Raw genomic sequence first — 18,654 nt, 5'->3', positions numbered from 1 at the left:
TATGCACTCTTTTTCCCAAACAAACATCCAACTCTTCAACCAGCTACGCGCAGAAGGCTACTCAAGCAACGATCTTAGCTGCATCCGCGATGCTTATCAGCTAACAATGCAGCTTTTCACAGGTGCCTTTCGAGCCTCTGGTAAGACGTTTATCGCCCATCTAGTTAGTACTGCGAGTATCCTAGCTTCTCTTCGTGTACCTGTGGAGGTAGTAGCGGCAGGCCTGCTTCATGCTACCTATACTCATGGCGACTTTGGAGACGGGAAAAAAGGCATTTCCGATGCCAAACGGGAACAGGTAAAACGTGCTGTTGGCAAAGAGGTCGAGGAGTATCTTGCTAGATATGCCATGTTCTCCTGGAATAAAAAAACAATTCCCGCTATTTTTCACCGCTTTGATACGCTCGATCCGCTTGACCGCAATATTCTTTTAGTACGCTTAGCCAATGAGCTAGAAGAATACTTAGATTTTGGTATTGTTTATTGCGGAGATTTCAAACATCAACAATACATTAATTATGACGGTCATCTCATCATAGAAATGGCACAAAAGCTAGGTTTTCCTAATTTAGCTAATCATCTGGCAGAAGCGGTTAAAGAAACTGCACTTGCTGAAATACCCAGCGAGTTCTGCAACACAAACGCTCAAGATGTTTCGTTTCGTATTGCTCCAAAGTCCTACCAGAAGAGGCTGTCACTCACCTTTCATAGCTGGTTGATTCGTAAACCGCGCCGTTTAGTTTCTGCAATTGTTCGTAAGTTTGGTAGCTTACATCTCAGTATCTCCTTGAAGAGAAATGCTGCGGCTGGAAGCCAGCCAGACTAAGCCAGAGATTCGTACAGGCTGGCTCTCTAGTTATAAAATGTTGGCCGTAGCAGATATAAAATCAAATCAGTTTTTAAAATGAAAAAGGTTTCTGTCATCATTCCAGTGTATGGCGTTGAAAAATATATAGCTGCTACAGTGCAATCGGTTCTCGATCAGAGTTATAAAGAGTTTGAGGTTCTGATTGTTGATGATGGCTCTCCTGACCGAAGTGTAGAAATTTGCCAGCAATTCACAGATCCTCGAATTAAAATTATTCGCCAGCCAAATAGCGGAGTCTGCGCCGCTCGAAATACAGGGATTCGCCATGCCCAAGGAGAATATCTGGCTTTTTTAGATGGGGATGACCTGTGGTTGTCAGAAAAGCTAGAAAAACATATTGAGCATCTAGAAAATTCGCCAAGTGTAGGGCTTAGCTTTAGCCGCTCTGCTTTCATTGATGAAGCGGGACAGCCATTAGGTATCTATCAAATGCCTAAACTTAAGGAGATTGCCCCACCCTTGATCCTCTGCCGCAACCCAATTGGAAATGGCTCAGTTCCAGTGATTCGGCGAGAGGTTTTTGAAACCATTAAATTTCAAGATGATCCTCAGGGTAATGCTAAAGATTGTTATTTTGATGAGCGATTGCGACATTTTGAGGATGTCGAATGCTGGCTTCGCATTTCCTTGAAGACTGATTGGCAAATCGAAGGCATTCCTGAAGCTTTGACGCTGTACCGAGTAAATTCTGGGGGCGCTTCAGCCAACCTACTCAAGCAGTTAGAGGACTTGGAAAAGGTGCTGGAAAAAACTCGCTCCTACGCTCCTGCTTTGATTGCTCAGTATGGAAAACCAGCCAAAGCGTACGAGTTGCGGAAATTAGCTCGCTGGGCAGTCCGGCTGAAAGCTGCGCCAACCGCTGTAGACATGACTCACCGAGCCTTATCTACCCACTGGCGCATGATTCTTGATGAACCCCAGCGGACACTTTTAACTTTGGGCGCTGCCTATTCGCTCTGGTTACTGCCACGCCCTCTCTACCGCCAGATAGAAAGTTTCGCCTTAAAAATGACAGGAGCCGCCCAAAAACGGCGCATTCTTCGAGATCGCTCCCGTCAATTAGTATTATGATCCACAAACCCAATTTTTTATAAACACCTAATTCCTATCAAAACAGGTTGCAGACTATGAGGGTTATCTACCTAATCCAAACCCATACTAATCCAGAACAAATTTATCGACTGATTAAAGTTATCAAAAAATCAAGTGATAACGCTTACATAGTTATCAGCCATAACTTCAATGCTAGTGAATTAGATGTAGAATGCTTCGAGAGTATATCTAATGTTAAGGTGCTAAGGGCTAAGAAAGTTGGAAGAGGCGACTTCTCTATTACCCAAGCTTATTTAGATGTTGTTGAATGGATTTTAAACCAGAAGATTCAATTTGATTGGCTAACTAATCTCACAGGTCAAGACTATCCGACTCAACCGCTCTCAAAACTTGAAAAATTCCTGGCTACAACCGAGTACGATGGATTTTTTGATTATTTTAATGTACTTTCTGACAAGTGTACTTGGGGAGTCAAGGATGGGCGCGATCGCTACTTCTATCAATACTGGTGGTCAGGTATAGAAGTAGCTAAGTGGCAGAGAGGATTATTCAAGCCTTTTCGATTATTTATTAATAATGTTCAGCCCTTCGTTCGGATTGATTTTTCCTATGGACTCATCATTGGACAGCGGGCTACTTCAACTCCATTTAACGAAAATTTCTTGTGCTACGGAGGCTCTTATTTTAAAACAATTTCTAGAGATTGCGTTCAATACCTTCATGCTTTTTATTCTGCCACTCCTGATTTGGTGAACTACTACAAGAAAGTTCGTCTTCCCGATGAATCTTTTATGCAAAGCATCTTAGTGAATAGTGGATTATTTAATTTTCATCCTCGCAATATGCGCTATATTGAGTGGAAAAATAGCCGTCACGGTCATCCCCGAATCCTGACATCTGAAGACTTTCCCACTTTAATTAAAGACAAATATTACTTTGCGAGAAAATTTGACATGAACCGAGATAGCAAAGTGTTAGATTTGCTTGATGAAAGAATTTTCCAAGCGACTTAAAAAAATGGTGTTGTCCATGAAAAAGTTTTCGGTTATTATTCCAGCCTATCGAGTAGAAAAGTATATAGCTGCTGCGATTGAATCAGTTTTAGCTCAAACCTACCAAAATTTTGAAATTATTGTAGTTGATGATGAATCTCCCGATAGAACTGTAGAAATTTGCCAGCAATTTATAGACCCTAGAATAAAAATTGCTAGCCAAAAAAATAGAGGACTTGCTGGGGCAAGAAACACCGGAATTCGTCATGCTCATGGTGACTATTTAGCTTTTTTAGATGGCGATGACCTTTGGCTACCAGAAAAATTAGAGAAACATCTTGAACATTTAGAAAAGTCTTCTAAAGTAGGGATCAGTTTTAGTCGCTCTGCTTTTATAGATGAAATGGGAAATTCCTTAGGTACATATTTGATGCCTAAGTTCAAAGACATTACACCTTCTGATTTACTTCGTGACAATCCAGTTGGAAATGGTTCGGCTGTCGTAGTACGGCGAGAGGTAGTTGAAGCAATTAAATTTCAAGATAATCTTTACGGGACTGTTGAAGAGTTTTATTTTGATGATAACTTTCGTCAAGCTGAGGATATAGAATGCTGGCTTCGCATCCTCCTTCAAACAAACTGGCAAATTGAGGGCATTCCTGAAGCACTGACACTGTATCGAGTAAATGCAGGGGGTCTTTCAGCTAGTTTGCTGAAGCAATTAGAAGCCCTCGAAAGGGTAATTGAAAAAACACGCTTCTACGCTCCAGAATTAATTGCTGAGTGGGAAAATCCTACTAAAGCATATCAACTGCGATATTTAGCTAGAAGTGCAGTACGTTTAAAAGCAGGCTCAATGGCTGTGCAGCTAATGCACCGAGCCTTAGCCGCTCACTGGCGTATTATTTTGGAGCAGCCCCGTCGTACGCTAATGACTTTAGCGGCTGCCTACTTGCTTTACTTTTTACCGAATCCTGTTTATTACCAAATAGAAGCTCTTGCTAGCAAAATGACTGGGCTTATTCAAAGACGCCGCATTCTTCAAGACCAGTCTAGGCAATCTTTATAATCACTGACCTTTTTTTCCTATTAATAAAGTTAACTCAATTGCTCCATCAAAGACTTGACATGGCAAGAATTGATGTTATTATGATGGCGTTCTAGCAACTGGAGCAACCATCCATGAAAGTATTGTTGGAATTAAAAAATTTTTTCAAAGAAACAATCAAAGGTTCATTCCTCGATCCTTTTGTTAGACCAATTTTAGATATAGTCACTCCTCCAAAGCGCAGCGATATTCTTAACAGGCAAGACAATGCTTTCACAATTGAAATCATGTCTCGTGTTTTAGCAAAAGACTCAAACTGTATTGATGTTGGTTGTAATACGGGAGATTTGCTTGGTCAAATTTTACACTATTCACCTCTAGGGTTTCACTACGCATTTGAGCCAATACCTAGGTTAGCGAATAGGCTGAGAAAAAAATTTCCAAATGTTGAAGTTAAACAAACAGCTTTAAGTGATTCAGAGACAGAAGCAACTTTTTGGTATGTGGTTAATGCTCCTGCTGTAAGTAGTCTAGATAAGGAATGCTGTGAAAGCCATATTCCTAATGCACTAATGGAACCAATTATTGTTAAAACGCAGAAACTTGATGATGTACTAGCTCCAGAGCTTAAAATTCATTTTATCAAGGTAGATGTAGAAGGGGTAGAATTGCAAGTTTTCAGGGGTGCCAGCAGAACATTAAAAACTTATAAACCTTACTTAATCTTCGAGAGTGGCTTAATTAATTCTCAAGAATGGGTTGATGGTACATTGAAAGATGGTAAATGGCACGATAGCAGAATTTATGACCTGCTTGTAAATGAGTGCGGGCTAAAAATTTTCAAGCTGAAGAATTGGATTGAAGGTTTAGCCCCCTTGAGCCAGGATGAATTTCTTAAGTGTTCTGCCTGGAATTTTGTAGCCACCCCTTAGAGGTTATCTATTTTTTAAAGATTCAATTACTGTAGGGTGCGTTAGGCGCATTCCATAACCGTGTTTTTTAAGACTCTGTTAATTTTTGTACCTAACTCACCCTTTTCAAGAGTGACAATAAAGCAGCCTATGAATTTAATTGGATGTTGGATGTTAGTAAAGTACATTTTAGTGTCATCATATAGCTGGCTTCTTGAAGGATACGCAGCTAAGCTTAGTAAAGTATCTCAGTCAATTAGGTAAAACCCTAAATTCTTAGAGCATCCGCGCCGCGAGAGCGCCTCCACTTTGTTGCGCTCAGAATGGGAAAGCATACCCTCTTTAACTTTTAAAATATCCTCTAACAGTTACTTTATAAATCAGCTTTTAATGACAATCAATCTTATTTAAGTAATTATTCGAGTAATTGTTGTATAGATACACAGTACCGATTGGATGATTTCATGGTACTCCGTAAACATACCACTTTTGTACGTGCAAAATTGGTATTATTTGTTACGATTAATATTTTCTGTAAAAAAATATATTAACTATAACTGTAGGTAAGAAAAACATGATATTGAAAGTCTACCTTAAGGAGGACGCACCTAAGTAAGCAGTATAACAAGATGTTAAGCGTAAACATTGCTACCAGGGTTGTAAAAGGTAACTTCAGCCTCTTAAAGGGTTCTTTAAGCTGGAATTTTAACGATGACCATAGCTCTAACTGTAAAAAACTGGATAGATGTAACAAAAACGTCACAGCCAGTTGCTACGACCCTAGATTTTGTAAACCATTACTAAATTTGGACATGGTCAAAGAAAAGATTTTTTTCCTGCGTTGCAGAGTTTTGCATCTATCTAGGTTGGTTAAACCACAAAATTAATATTCGTTGAGAACCTGGAACAAAATAAACCCACATTTCGTCTATATACAACAGGTTTGGCATTTACCATTTTGGACTTAATAATCTAGAGTGCTTGGTTTGTGGTGAAAGCACCTATGGATCTCTGTTTCACTTTCGTGAATGCTATTGCAGTTAAGCCGTTGTAGTTAAGTTTCTGAGCCAAAGTTTTTCTGTCAGCCCATAGCCTTGGTTATCAAGAATTACCAATACTGCTTATACAGGCAGTGCTAGTTTTTCAATTATTGCAAATTTTGTTGCTACCGCATAGAGAGCAAATCATCAGTTTTTTCTATTACCGTGACTGGTTGATCTTAGCTATCTCTTCTTGTAGTATGCCCAAGCGATCTCAACAACAATTGGGCAAATAACCCCTGTCCTTCTGTTTTTGTACAGTTTTTTCCTGGAGGTCAAAAATCATGAAAGTTCTATATCTGATTCAAAGCCATAAGAATTCCGAGCAGATTTGTAGACTGGTACAAACTATTAAGAGATCAAGCTCTAAAGCTCAAATATTGATCAGTCATGATTTCAATAGCTGTCAGTTAGACGTAAAAAATCTAGAAATTCAGCCAGGAGTTTATGTCATTAAAAAGAATACCAAGGGAGTACGGGGAGATTTTTCTTTAGTGCAAGCTTACTTGGATGCTCTGGAATGGTTGTTTACTCATAAGATTGACTTTGATTGGCTGATCAATCTATCTGGTCAAGACTACCCAACTCAACCACTTTGTAGATTTGAACAGTTTCTTGAAGAAACGAAGTTTGATGGTTTTTTACAATACTCTGCTCTATTATCAAAAGATAGCTATTACGGTCTAAAAGAGAGCCGCGATCGCTACTTATATCAATACTGGCACTCTGGCGTACAATTTTCCAAGTGGCAGCGGGGATTAGTTAAGCCTTTCCGCATCTTGTTGAATAATATTCAGCCTTTTATCAAGCTAGATTCTTCTTACCAATTTTCTTTAGGAATCCGGGCTTATTCCAATCCATTCAACAAAGATTTTATTGGCTACGGTGGCTCTTATTTTAAAATTCTATCTAAAAATTGTATTAGCTATCTCTACGAGTTCTTAAAGAATGACGAAACCCTTATTAATTATTATAAAAAGACGCGAAATCCAGATGAGTCCTTTATACAAACTATATTAGTAAATAGTGGTTTATTTAATTTATGTAACAATTATAAATTTTACATTGATTGGACTGGCAGCCGCCACGGTCATCCTCGTACCCTGACTTCTGAAGATTACTCAGCAATCATTAAAAGGGATGTATACTTTGCCCGAAAATTCGATATGGCGAAGGACAGCATGATTTTAGATATGCTTGATGCGAGAGTTTTAAAAGAAAGCAGCCCAGTTACCTTAAGCATTAGTTAAGACACAATCCATCAAATCTCTATAGTCAGCTATAATTCCTTAGTTGGAAGTAGCTGATTCTGGGATTTGAGGCTCAACGATGTTTAATGCTGCTATTAATCATTGGTTAACTATTGAAGCGATCGCTAATGTTACATTTGCCGGACTGGCAAGCGTCCAGCCAGTTTTGACAAGCTTATTAGTCTTCGCTATCGGAGTATGCTTCGCCCATATCGCCTTCAAGCTAATTACCAAATTTACCCCGCAACAAAGCCTTTCGTTAGCTCGAACGGTTCGCCTTGCCGTCATTGCTCTGTTTGCCACAGTATCACTTCAACACATCTGGATGGTTAGCAGCATTCTTGAAAGTGCATCAGGGCAGGCAGAAGTCGCCATTTCCCGAAATTATCAAACCGATGTGTCTCTAGGAGAGACTAATGTGGCAGTGGGGGGAGGGGGTTTTGTTACGGGTATTTTTCTGCATCCTCTACAGAAGGATCTCGTTTACATCAAAACTGATGTGGGTGGTTTCTACCGTTGGAATTCAGTCGATAAAAGTTGGATACCACTAACTGACCACTTTCCACTAGATAAGAGCCACTATTACGGCGGAGAAGCCCTCGCCCTCGATCCAAAAGATCCAAATATTGTTTATATTGCTGCAGGCAAATACGTTTGGGATGAGCCTGGAACTATCTTTAAGTCTACCGATCGAGGTGCAACCTGGAAAAGGCTGGATTTGGACTTGCCAATGGGCGGCAACCAAGATAGACGGGATGTAGGCGAAAGACTCGTCGTCAATCCATTTAATTCCAAGATGATTTTATTTGGTTCACGGCGCGATGGACTTTGGAAATCTTTGAATGCTGGCGCGAATTGGACTAAAGTGACTTCTTTTCCCGGAAAGCCGGAAAAAGATATTGGCATCGCAGCAATTGTCTTTGACAAAGATAAGCCTGGCTTAGTCTACGCCAACGCCTACGGCGATGGGATTTATAAGTCTACTAACACAGGTGTTACCTGGAGCAAGATTGACGGAAGCCCAAAAAAAGCGATGCGACTCGCCACAAGCCCCAGCAACACTCTCTACATAACCATTAATGGAAGTCCTGGCGTCAAAAAGTATGTAGATGGCGATTGGAAAAACATTACTCCACAAGACTCCAAAGCGGATTTTAATGGATTGAGCATTAACCCTGCCAATCCTAAAGATATTCTTGTTTCTACGAAAGAGAGAAAAAATACTAAGATTTACCGTTCATTGGATGGCGGAACTACGTGGAAGGAGCAGATACGCTCGATCAACAATAGCGTTCCTTGGTGGTCTAGCTATATGCTCTCCAATCCCTCTGTATCTGCGATTGAGTTTGATCCCCAAGTTTCTGGAAGAGTTTGGTTCACCGATTGGTACGGAATATGGCGGACAGATAATGTTAACAAACAGCCGTCTATCTGGGTAAACTATCAAAAAGGACATGAAGAGATTGTCACCTTTAGCTTGGTTGCGCCTCCGAGTGGGGCTTTGTTGTTGAGCGGGATGGCAGACGTAGACGGCTTTTACCACAACAAGGGACTAGACACTTATCCATCTAAAACCTTCGGTGGCAATGGTCCCGGCTTCCAGGACACCTACAGCATTGCTTACTCTGAAAAAGTTCCGTTGCAGATGGTGCGCGTTGGCGGAAATCGCTGGAACAATATTTATTCGGGAGCCACTTCGAGCGATGGCGGCTTAACTTGGAAAGAATTTGCTTCATTTCCAAAAGACACCATGCCGATGCGCGTCGCGATGTCAGCGACTAATCCAAAGCTATTTGTTGTTACTGTTAGTGGAGATAAAGCTCTCCGCACAGATGATGGTGGCGCTTCCTGGAAAGAAGTTGCTGGCTTACCCAAGGGTTCCAAGGGGCCTTGGAATTGGTCTTTGCCACTGGTAGCAGACAAAGTGGATGGTGACACGTTTTATTACTATAAGAATGGCAAATTCTATCAAAGTACCGATGGAGGTTTGTCTTTTAAAGTAGTGAATTCGTCACTTCCCGATGAAAGTTGGCACTCGCTGAGAACTGTATCTGGAGTTAAAGGTGAAATTTGGCTGAGTCTCGATAAGAAAAAACTTTACCGTTCGATAGACGGTGGCAAGAAGTTCTCCAAAATAGATGCAGTTAAGAGATCCTATTTGTTTGCTATAGGAAAGCCACAGCAGGGAAGCACGATTCCGGCGATGTATTTGTATGGAGAAATTGATGATATGGGCAAAGGAATTTTCCGTTCTCTAGACAGAGGGAAGACATGGATCAGGATTGGGAATCCAAAAAATCCGATTGGTAATGGTCCGAATGCGATGGAGGCAAGTATGCAGCAGTTCGGCTTAGTTTTTATTGGTACGAATGGTAGAGGAATTTACTATGGCAATCGGTAATTCAGTAGCAATATCCTCCTAAAGCAGCAAGCAAATACATCTTGTGGGGATATCCTGTGAGGCAGTTGTAGCGGAGGAATTTGGAATGCGATGGACTCTTACAACATATTTTCAACCCCATTCCAACATTCCCCGTTTACAAAGAAGAGATTTGAGGGAAGTTGGAACAATTGTTTAAGCTGTCTAATCGCCTGCGAAGATATCTAGGTGCAAAAATAGACGTTCCAACGGAAAGTCGTCTATCTATACGACAAAGGCATTGACCTAAGCTCCAAACTAAATTTAGGGCTAAAAGCTAAAACCCATGAAACGGGTTCTAAAGTTGGCCTAGGGCATAAATTTGAGCCGAGAATTCGTTTTCCGGCTCTTTGCATCAGTGAAATTCATTTACACGGCAATAAATATTAAAATTTATTGCCACTTAACTCTTTCTAATTTCACAGCTTTCTTTTGCCTTTGAAAGGGCTTTTTGTAAAGATTAAGCTTTTGTTTCAAAACTAACCAGAAGAAAGGCATATCGTCTATTAAATACCTTTTCCACAGTCTTTGTGGCTCGGATAAAAGTCTATGTAACCACTCTATCCCAGCGTCACTCATCCACTGTGGGGATCTTGGTTTATGACCTGCTTCAAAGTCAAGAGATGCACCAATAGACAAGAAAACTTTGATATTGGGTAGCTTATTCTTATACTTCAATATCCACTTTTCTTGTTTAGGCGCACCTACGCCTATCGCTAATACCGTGGCACCTGACTTATTAATCAGATCAATAATTGCTAGGCATTCTTTTTCGCTCTTTTCAAATCCAAAAGATGGAGAATGAGAAGCAACTATAATATTTCTGCCTACTTGACTATTGATTCGCTCTTGAGCTTTACTCGCCACTCCTTCAGCGGCACCTAGCAAGAAAATCTTAACGCTTCCATTATCCTTGTGGTGCATATAGAAAGCGGGAAACAAATCGGAACCCGAAAGCTTTTCTTTAATCGGTGTACCCAAAAACTTTGAAGCGTACAATACTATTTGACTGTCACACACTTTATAGGTAGCGATATTGTAAGCCTTATAGAAATCCCGATCGGTTTGTAGCTTCATCAGGTGGTCTACATTTGGCGTAAATACAATACCACCTTCCTGATCGAGTTTTGTTAGTAGTTCTGCCCTTGACAAGTTGTCAATGGATACATTAAGTACATTAACTTTTTTCATTGACTTCTCTTACCTTAGCAATCTACTCGTGTGGGCACAGCACAGTAATAACGAAAAGAATAGTCAGAGTCTGGCTATTCCCACCTCTACCGTGGGACAGGATGAATCCCTATAAAGATTTATGACTCTGGATAGATTTAAAAATCAAGTGAAAAAGCTTCGCTATCATTGACAGGTCTTGCCTGATTGAAAAAGCAAGGTTGCGATCGCGCACACCATAACTAGCCACAACCCCCTTGGTGAAAGGATTCCCAGTTCACATCTGACGCGCTAAGCAAGGAAATTCGCTACTTACTTCCCATCGTTCGCCAGAATGAATCAGTAGCGTTAGCTGACCAGATGTAAACTCAAACTGTAATGGTCGCTGCTGAAATTCAGTCCAAGCTAGCTTAAAGTTCTGCCGGGTCAAGTCTCTAAAAGCAACAGTCATGTGAGGAGCAAAGGGACGCTGCTTGGAAACCGAATCGGCAATTCCCAAGTTTGTCTCCATCTCGGTCATTAAATCAGCTTGTAACGCTAGCAGTTCCGGCGTCTTAAGAACATTGATGAAAATAACCCGCGGTGGAAATGCTCCAAACCCTTCCAGGGTAATGGAGACAGGTGAACGATGGGAAGCAAACGTTCTCAAGGATTCTTCCAGCACTGGTACTGCCTCTACCTGCCATTCAAACGGCGGTTGCAGCGTGATATGCGGGGGAGATTTCTGGGCACCTTTGCTAGCAAAGGTTTGGGCGAAGTGCTGCTGAATCTCTTTGGCGTAGTCTTGAATCTCTTGCGGCGGCAAGAGAGCGATAAAGAAGCGGCGTTTTGTATTGTCCAAGAACTTCCAGGGGTAGTTTACTTGTTAAATAGATATAGCCAGATAAGGGAAGAAAGTGAATGCCCTGGTTTGTAAAGATTGAAGAAGGCATCGTTGATAAACCTATCTTTGACAAATCTGTACCGGCGCACAAAGCTTATGTCCAGGATTTGATTGCCAAGGGATACCAGGCGCGTAGCGGCTACTGGCTGGAGCGGCGAGGCGGCATGATGCTATTTGAGGCGTCTTCAATGGAGGAGGCGCGTGCCATTGTCTCCCAAGATCCCCTAGTGCAAAACGGCTGCGTCAAGTATGAACTCTATGAGTGGCGAGTCGTTGCCGAATAAAGGCTAATGCATAAAGGCTAATTGCTGATTGCCGCCAGAGTTTTGAGTTTTCACTGAATGATGTTATGCTATAGATGATCTGGACCCACGCGATCGCAACGCCTAAACCTTGTCAGAACCGGAAGGTAGCAGCAACACGGGATGCTTGTGATAGGCGTGGTATCCGGATCACTCGAATCGCCACATCGTCCTCGTTGGTCTTGTAATTGGTGGGCAGTTTCTGGATTTCACGCTTATGCTGGAATCAGCAGATACTTGCAGATTCAAGGAGCGACTCATTGCGATGGCTGGTTTTGGAGATATTGTTCAAAAAGCGTTTTTCTTAGGAGTCGGCTTAGCTGCCTCTGCGGGTGAGAGAGCTGGGGGAAAATTATCGGAGTTGCGATCGCAAGCTCAAAAGCTAGCCGATGAAATGGTGGCAAAAGGCGAGATGACAACAGACGAAGCCCGCCGGTTTGTCGATGAGATGATGAAACAAGCCCAGCAGGCACCCGTTGAGCCGTCCAGCAGCACCCAATCCGGTGAGCCGCGGCGGATTGAAATTCTCTCAGATGATGAAGAGCCAAAGCCAGCAGGGTCTCCAAATAACGATGTGGACGCGATGCGCCAACAGGTGCAAGCACTACAAGACGAACTGCGTCGGCTAAAGCGCGATTAGCTTTCTAGTCATGAACGGCAAACCGCGAACAGCCGAATCACCGATGCGTCGGTACAGAGGAAAGAGCGATTCGCTGCAAGGTGCATCATATCGCCTTGTGCGATCGCGCAAGGCAACGGGTGCAAATTTACCCATTGCGATCGCATCATTGATTCGCACTATTTAGAATAGAATTGCAGATTAATTGGCGTCATCGTGTCGCCGGTCAAAACTAAGCCTTTTGTGCTGAGTATCCAAAATGGAAGAGTGGCAAAAAGATTTTTTCGAGATGATGGAAGCGGTTGCTGATGAAGTAGAGCAATTCTTCATTGGCATCGCAGAAGTAGTAGACGCTGTTGCCGAAAGCGTGCAAACTACAATTGCAACCGATCTCAATCAGGGTTTGCAAGAATTATTTGAGCCAATCGCTGAAATTTATTTAGAATTTGAAGAAATTATGGGCGAAGGTGAGCAGCCTTTTTCCTATATGGTGGATACTGTTGAACCAACCCCACAAAAAAATCCTGCGTGTATGGGTTGTCACCATTATCACGGACAAGCTTATGGGGGAAACTTATTAGTCTGCGCCATGCATCCCTACGGCTGGGACGATAAAAATTGTCCAGATTGGGACGGTAGCACAGACCCGTTCAACTCTAGAGATATTTTCTGAACAAAGCAGGTGAAGAAGGCTAAAAAAGCTTGACCTGCATTCATATTCAAAAGTTCTTAGTCCTTTGTTTGTTATAAATGACTAATAACGAATGCCTAATGTCCCACGTTTGCTAACCACTACTGATGAGTCAGTCGCCACTACAGCAGCAATTATCACCTGAAACGCCGCTCTCGGAAATGAAATACGGTGAGCGCAATATTGCTGAAGGACAATTAATTACCTTCCCCAATCCGCGAGTCGGACGCCGCTACGACATTCACATTACTCTACCAGAGTTTACCTGTAAGTGTCCGTTTTCTGGCTATCCTGACTTTGCGACCATCCATATTACCTATGTTCCCGATCAAAGGGTGGTGGAACTGAAGGCGATCAAGCTTTATATCAACAGTTACCGCGATCGCTACATCTCCCACGAAGAATCTATCAATCAAATTCTGGATGACTTTGTAGCAGCTTGCGAACCTTTAGAAGCCACTATCAAAGGGGATTTTGCACCGCGCGGTAACGTCCACACCGTTATTGAAGTGCGTCATCAGAAGTCGCTTGACGCCTAGATAGCAGCCCAAAGACTCACTTATTACTGCTAACTCTACTTAGGTTAAAACTTATCTTTTTCAAAAAGCCCGTTGGACGGGCTTTTTGCTTTATGTCATCAAAAGCCTATTTATCGGTTCAAAATATAGATACAAAATCAGTCTATAGGTGAGTGATAACTTCTCTTGCCTCCCCTAAAATTTCGCACAGCTTCGCAGCTTTTTCGATTGCGAAATGGAGGGTTTATGACAGTTGCACAAACTCTTAATCATGTTAAGAATAGGTTAAGTCAAACAAGGCTACTTCCTCCAACTTGGTTAAAATTTTTTATTATTGTCTTGCTGGTACTAGGAATATTCTTTCGAGTCGTCAACCTAGACCGAAAAGTTTACTGGGGCGATGAGACTCTGACTTCATTACGAATTGCTGGTTACACCAAAGCAGAATTAACCCAAGAACTCTTTGATGGGCATCTGATTGGGGTCGAGGATTTGCAGAAGTTTCAACAACCCAATCAGGAAAAAGGTGTAAGCGGAACTATCAACTCGATAGTAGTCGATACCCCCCAGCATCCGCCCCTCTATTTTTTGATGGCAAGATTTTGGGTGCAATGGTTTGGTTCTTCACCAGGCACAGTCAGAAGCTTGTCTGCATTCATTAGCTTGTTAGTATTCCCCTGTATTTATTGGCTATGCCGAGAATTATTTGGATCTTCCTTAGTAGGATGGGTAGTAATCGCACTCATTGCAGTCTCCCCCTTTCAAGTTCTCTACGCCCAAGAAGCACGGCCTTATAGTCTGTGGAGTGTGGCAATCTTATTATCGAGTGTAGCGCTGCTACGAGCGATGCGGCTGGGAAATAGAGACACTAAAACCCTTATTTCTACTTGGGGAGTGTATGCAGCAACGCTAACGCTGGGGATGTATACGCAGCTATTTTTCGTGCTGGTTGCGATTGGGCATGGAATTTATCTATTGACAATCGAGAAATTCCGATTTTCCAAAACTGTCTTTGCCTATTTGCTAGCATCTTTAGTTGGGTTTCTCACTTTTGTGCCTTGGGTTTTGGTGATTCTTAGCAACTTGTCTACTGTTGAAAATACAACAGGTTGGTCTCGCCAGAAAGAAAGCCTGTTTTCTTGGGTGAAAGCTTGGACTCGCAATATTACTCGAACGTTTCTTGATGCAGACCCAGAGGGAGGAGCGATCGCGTTTGGATTTGACAATCAATGGACAGAATTAATCCGCCTGACCTTGGTAGGATTGATTGTATTTCTGACAGGATATTCAGTCTATTTCCTGTGCCGCAAAACTTCTAAACGAGCTTGGCTATTTGTCTTAACATTAATTGGAGTTAGTTGCTTACCGTTTATCTTAAAAGATTTAATTTCAGGAGGAGGATTATCAGGTTCAACTCGGCATCTCGTACCATTATTTTTAGGGATTGAGATAGCAGTTGCTTACTTGCTGGCGAGTAAAATTAGCTGGGTTTCCATGAGTGCCAGAACACAAAAATTATGGCAAATTGTCCTGATTGCGGTGGTTTCAAGTGGTGTTATCTCCTGCGCTATCAGTTTTCAACAAGAAGTTTGGTGGAATAAAACCCTCTCTCAAACTAAATACAATCCCCAGATAGCCAGAATTCTCAACCAAGCAACTCAGCCGCTTTTGGTAAGCGATGAGTTGTTAACCATGATTCTGCCTTTGAGTCATGCACTCAACCCTGAAGTGCGGCTTCAATTAGTAGTTAAGCCAGATGTGCCTCAGATTCCAGATGGGTTCAGGGATGTGTTTTTATATCGGAGTTCCCAGAAATTAAAAAATGCACTGAAAACGCAGAACTACACAATAGAGCCTGCATATCAATCGGGTGAAGTTTGGCTTTGGAAACTAGAAAAAAAGGCGTGAGTGGAAGATATGATTTCTTGGTAGAGACGTGATCGCCCGCGCCTCTACAACCCAAAATCAAAAATCAAAAATGGTTTAGGACTGGGTAGCGATCGCTTCTATCTCAACAACGGGCACTTCATCCGGGGATTGTTGACTGACTCGATCCAAAATTTCCAACAGTTCCCGTTCAAAAGCAACCTGTGCGCGGTTAGTTCTGCCGCCGACATAGAAGCGAATCTCCTTGTGAGACGCTGCGCTAACTCCTTCTTGCAGTGCCCAAATTTGCGAATGAGAAAAATAACTCATAACCACACCCAGCATTAACAAACCAAACCCCGCATAAACAAACGGGATACCCGGATCGGCTTTTATTTGCAAGCCAGTGCTGCCGATCACTTCATCAATGCTCAGCCTGACTTCATTCACGGGTACTGACATCCCAGCACGAATAGTATTGATTAGCTCACCCTTTGGGTTATAAAGCATCAGTGTTCCCTGCAAATCCTTGGCAATTAAGGCAACTCCCTCACTCAAATCTGGTTTAGTGGGAATCCAAGTTCCCCAGATTCGACCCTTGCCGCCAGTATTTAATGACGCCATCGGCAACTGTAAAACTGGGCTATTATTCAGCCGCACCTGGATACCTGCAATACCCCAATCCGTTTGATAAAGTGTCACGCCTCGGTAACGCAACGGCTGATTGACGTGAATCGTTTGCCGATCAACTTCTTGTCCTTGTTGATCCAAAACCGACAAATCGGAATAAAACTGGTCGATTCTGCCTTCAGGTGTATAGTCGATCCAAAAGCGATTTACCCGCACCGACCAATCTTTGGGAACTTGTGGCAGCGCCCAAGTACCAGCTTCGATGATGTTTTTTATCTGAAACGTATCGCCGCTGGCAACCATTTCCTGGGCGACAAAACCCGTGATACTCCCCCAAATTGCGCCCCCCAGAATAATTAACATACTGGCATGAACAACAATCGGGCCAATCCGCCCCACCAGTCCTTTTCGAGCGTAAAGTTTATCTCCTTCTTGAAAAACTTTATAGCGCCGCTGCTGCAATAACTCGGTAAGTTTGTTTAGCGAACCTTTTTCTAGTTCCGCACTCAGGGCGAGTTTCTGAAATTGGCGCGGTTGGTCGTAAAACTTCCAGTGCTGTGCTGCTTTTAAAGCTGGAAACTGGCGGGTGAAGGTACAGGCAGTTAAACTGCTGCCAAACAAAATTAGGAGTGATAAAAACCACCAGGTGCGATAAACATGATCCAATCCGACTACCTGGATTACCTTCCAGGTCAGGAAACCAAACAAAGCGGGATGCTCCGGATAGTTAGCTTGATAAAAAGCGGGCGACTGACCCTGCTCAATGACCGTGCCAGAGATGCTAAAAAGCGCGATCGCTAATAGCAATGCGATCGCTAACCGCAAATCTGCCAGTAATGGCAACAACTCCTGTCGCCAAAACCGATAGGATGTTGCTCCAAAGTTTGAGAAAAAAGAATTTTTTGCAGTCATTTTTTGATAATTAATAATTGGTAATTGGTAATAGCGAGTGCTTTTGATTACCTTTAACCAATTGGAATCCGAGACAGCAGCGAAAATACCCCAAAGCCAACTAAAAGCACACCACTAACGGGTGTAATCCAACTCGACCACTGGCGCAACTCCAGCAACTTCTTAATCGAGGCTGTAAAAGTTCCTGCCACAATCAACGGTGCCACATAACCTGCTGTGTAGGATAGCAGCAAGACTGCACCTAACACCATGTCTTGCGTTGTGGCAACCCAACCCAGTAAGGTTCCTAACACGGGAGTACTGCACGGGGACGCAACCATCCCAAAAGTTAGACCAATCAGATAGGAACGCACTCCCTCTGGTAATTCTTTGGAAATCCACTCTATCCCACCCCACGCAGGCAACGGAAGGGGCAAAGCTTCTAGTAAATTTAGCCCCATTGCGATCGCGAGAATGCTCACAAGGATCGGCAAACCAAATCCCACTTGACCGTAGACGTTCCCTAGCAACGCCGCTAAGATACCAAGCCCTGCCAACGTTGTTGCTAATCCTAAGGAAAACCAGGTTGCTTGGGCAGCTGCTTGGAGGCGGCTTTTAGTTTCATAGCCCCCAATGTAGCCAAGGGTGATGGGCAACATGGAAAGCATACAGGGGGTCAAACTGGTGAGCAACCCGGCTGCAAAGATAATGCCAATACTGATAATGCTGAGATGTTGCAGCTGGATGAAAACGAGACTGTTGGCAAATTCACTGAGTTCGTAAAGCTGGGTTTGCAGACTTTCAATCATGAGGAGGCTAGTTCGTGGAATGCTGATTCTGCTTGAATTCTAGCTTACTTGGAAGGGCAGAATCGGCGTGAAGGACGGCGTCCGCACAGTCTGCTTGACAATACCACCCATCAGTGTATTTTTATCAACGCCGGTTTCTCAAAAAATTTTTAAGGCTGTTTCCACGAACTCCCCCATTAAGCTTGCAGAGAGTCTTTTATTCAAATGTTTTTAATAATTGTCAAGTCTCAAAGCGAAACCTTTTATTCTTTTTAGAAAGTAAGACTAAAAAATTTGTTTTTCTTAACATTAAACAGCATTTAAGGTTAGCGTTTTTTTCCAAATTTAGGGAACTCTAAATACGGACACATATTCGGGAGCCTCTATTGTGCCTCCTTCCCCTAGCAGACGGATGGCTTAGCCAGCGCACAAGATAAGCGCCTCATTGACTATTTAATTGGGAACTCCAAGAAAGTCGAAGAGAGTGCTATGTCTGTGTTGAATGTTGAATTTGAGCAATTTAACTTAGTTTCGATATATCTGAAACAAAGAGGTAAGTAGCTGGGACTAATTAAATATAAGATGGGATAGGTTCTCTAAACGGAGTGTTCCATTATTTATGCCAGCTCCGATTCGGATTATCTTAAGCGAAGCAGAGGACTCGATGTTGAGCGAGTTGCGAGTTGCCCAAACAGTGCCGCAACGCACTCGTGAC

The 18,654-nt window shown here is 42.6% G+C and carries 17 protein-coding genes and 1 other RNA gene; 14 read left to right on the top strand and 4 right to left on the bottom strand.

Going from position 1 to position 18,654, the window contains the following annotated elements:
* Position 1 precedes the first annotated feature (1 nt).
* The 7 genes from H6H02_RS04025 (at position 2) to H6H02_RS03995 (ending at position 9,563) form a co-directional block, all read left to right on the top strand.
* Positions 2–826: a DUF6817 domain-containing protein gene (locus tag H6H02_RS04025; protein ID WP_190814916.1), complete on the top strand. Its 825-nt coding sequence runs from the start codon at positions 2–4 to the stop codon at positions 824–826.
* Positions 827–904: 78 nt separating this feature from the next.
* Positions 905–1,939: a glycosyltransferase family 2 protein gene (locus tag H6H02_RS04020; protein ID WP_190814914.1), complete on the top strand. Its 1,035-nt coding sequence runs from the start codon at positions 905–907 to the stop codon at positions 1,937–1,939.
* Positions 1,940–1,995: 56 nt separating this feature from the next.
* Positions 1,996–2,934, top strand: coding sequence for a beta-1,6-N-acetylglucosaminyltransferase (locus tag H6H02_RS04015; protein ID WP_190814912.1), 939 nt, complete (start codon positions 1,996–1,998; stop codon positions 2,932–2,934).
* Positions 2,935–2,950: 16 nt separating this feature from the next.
* Complete coding sequence (locus H6H02_RS04010) at positions 2,951–3,982, top strand: glycosyltransferase family 2 protein (protein WP_190815421.1); 1,032 nt, start codon at positions 2,951–2,953, stop codon at positions 3,980–3,982.
* 113 nt (positions 3,983–4,095) lie between these two features.
* Positions 4,096–4,893, top strand: a complete 798-nt coding sequence (locus tag H6H02_RS04005; protein WP_190814910.1) for an FkbM family methyltransferase — start codon at positions 4,096–4,098, stop codon at positions 4,891–4,893.
* Between the two features lie 1,303 nt (positions 4,894–6,196).
* The gene (locus tag H6H02_RS04000) at positions 6,197–7,162 is read left to right on the top strand and encodes a beta-1,6-N-acetylglucosaminyltransferase (protein WP_190814908.1); all 966 of its coding nucleotides are present in this window, start codon (positions 6,197–6,199) and stop codon (positions 7,160–7,162) included.
* 79 nt (positions 7,163–7,241) lie between these two features.
* Positions 7,242–9,563 (top strand): sialidase family protein, encoded by a 2,322-nt coding sequence (locus H6H02_RS03995; RefSeq protein ID WP_190814906.1) that lies wholly within the window; start codon positions 7,242–7,244, stop codon positions 9,561–9,563.
* Between the two features lie 411 nt (positions 9,564–9,974).
* Here the strand turns inward: H6H02_RS03995 and H6H02_RS03990 are convergent, their stop codons facing one another.
* Complete coding sequence (locus H6H02_RS03990) at positions 9,975–10,772, bottom strand: WecB/TagA/CpsF family glycosyltransferase (protein WP_190814904.1); 798 nt, start codon at positions 10,770–10,772, stop codon at positions 9,975–9,977.
* A 256-nt stretch (positions 10,773–11,028) separates the two neighbouring features.
* Complete coding sequence (locus H6H02_RS03985; RefSeq protein ID WP_190814902.1) at positions 11,029–11,592, bottom strand: 2'-5' RNA ligase family protein; 564 nt, start codon at positions 11,590–11,592, stop codon at positions 11,029–11,031.
* A gap of 59 nt (positions 11,593–11,651) precedes the next feature.
* Between H6H02_RS03985 and H6H02_RS03980 the strand changes: the two genes are divergently transcribed.
* The 7 genes from H6H02_RS03980 to H6H02_RS03950 all read left to right on the top strand — a co-directional run bounded on the left by H6H02_RS03980 (position 11,652) and on the right by H6H02_RS03950 (position 15,672).
* A complete protein-coding gene (locus H6H02_RS03980; protein ID WP_190814900.1) occupies positions 11,652–11,918 on the top strand; it encodes a YciI family protein in 267 nt (88 codons plus the stop codon).
* Positions 11,919–11,994: 76 nt separating this feature from the next.
* Positions 11,995–12,091, top strand: an RNA gene (gene ffs / locus H6H02_RS03975) — signal recognition particle sRNA small type.
* A 110-nt stretch (positions 12,092–12,201) separates the two neighbouring features.
* Positions 12,202–12,576 (top strand): phasin family protein, encoded by a 375-nt coding sequence (locus H6H02_RS03970; protein ID WP_190815419.1) that lies wholly within the window; start codon positions 12,202–12,204, stop codon positions 12,574–12,576.
* A gap of 10 nt (positions 12,577–12,586) precedes the next feature.
* A complete protein-coding gene (locus tag H6H02_RS03965; protein ID WP_190814898.1) occupies positions 12,587–12,742 on the top strand; it encodes a hypothetical protein in 156 nt (51 codons plus the stop codon).
* A gap of 72 nt (positions 12,743–12,814) precedes the next feature.
* Positions 12,815–13,228: a hypothetical protein gene (locus H6H02_RS03960; RefSeq protein ID WP_190814896.1), complete on the top strand. Its 414-nt coding sequence runs from the start codon at positions 12,815–12,817 to the stop codon at positions 13,226–13,228.
* A gap of 125 nt (positions 13,229–13,353) precedes the next feature.
* Complete coding sequence (gene queF / locus H6H02_RS03955) at positions 13,354–13,785, top strand: preQ(1) synthase (RefSeq protein WP_190814894.1); 432 nt, start codon at positions 13,354–13,356, stop codon at positions 13,783–13,785.
* Between the two features lie 225 nt (positions 13,786–14,010).
* Positions 14,011–15,672, top strand: coding sequence for a glycosyltransferase family 39 protein (locus H6H02_RS03950; protein WP_190814892.1), 1,662 nt, complete (start codon positions 14,011–14,013; stop codon positions 15,670–15,672).
* A gap of 75 nt (positions 15,673–15,747) precedes the next feature.
* Here H6H02_RS03950 and H6H02_RS03945 read toward each other — a convergent pair whose 3' ends face one another.
* The gene (locus tag H6H02_RS03945) at positions 15,748–17,172 is read right to left on the bottom strand and encodes a cytochrome c biogenesis protein (RefSeq protein ID WP_190814890.1); all 1,425 of its coding nucleotides are present in this window, start codon (positions 17,170–17,172) and stop codon (positions 15,748–15,750) included.
* A gap of 53 nt (positions 17,173–17,225) precedes the next feature.
* Positions 17,226–17,960, bottom strand: coding sequence for a cytochrome c biogenesis protein CcdA (locus H6H02_RS03940; protein ID WP_190814888.1), 735 nt, complete (start codon positions 17,958–17,960; stop codon positions 17,226–17,228).
* Positions 17,961–18,654 lie beyond the last annotated feature (694 nt).

This window comes from Coleofasciculus sp. FACHB-1120 (assembly GCF_014698845.1).
Classification (GTDB): Bacteria; Cyanobacteriota; Cyanobacteriia; order Cyanobacteriales; family FACHB-T130; genus FACHB-T130.
The sequence above is the reverse complement of the archived record's forward strand: the minus strand, read 5'-3'. Positions and strand labels throughout refer to the sequence as shown.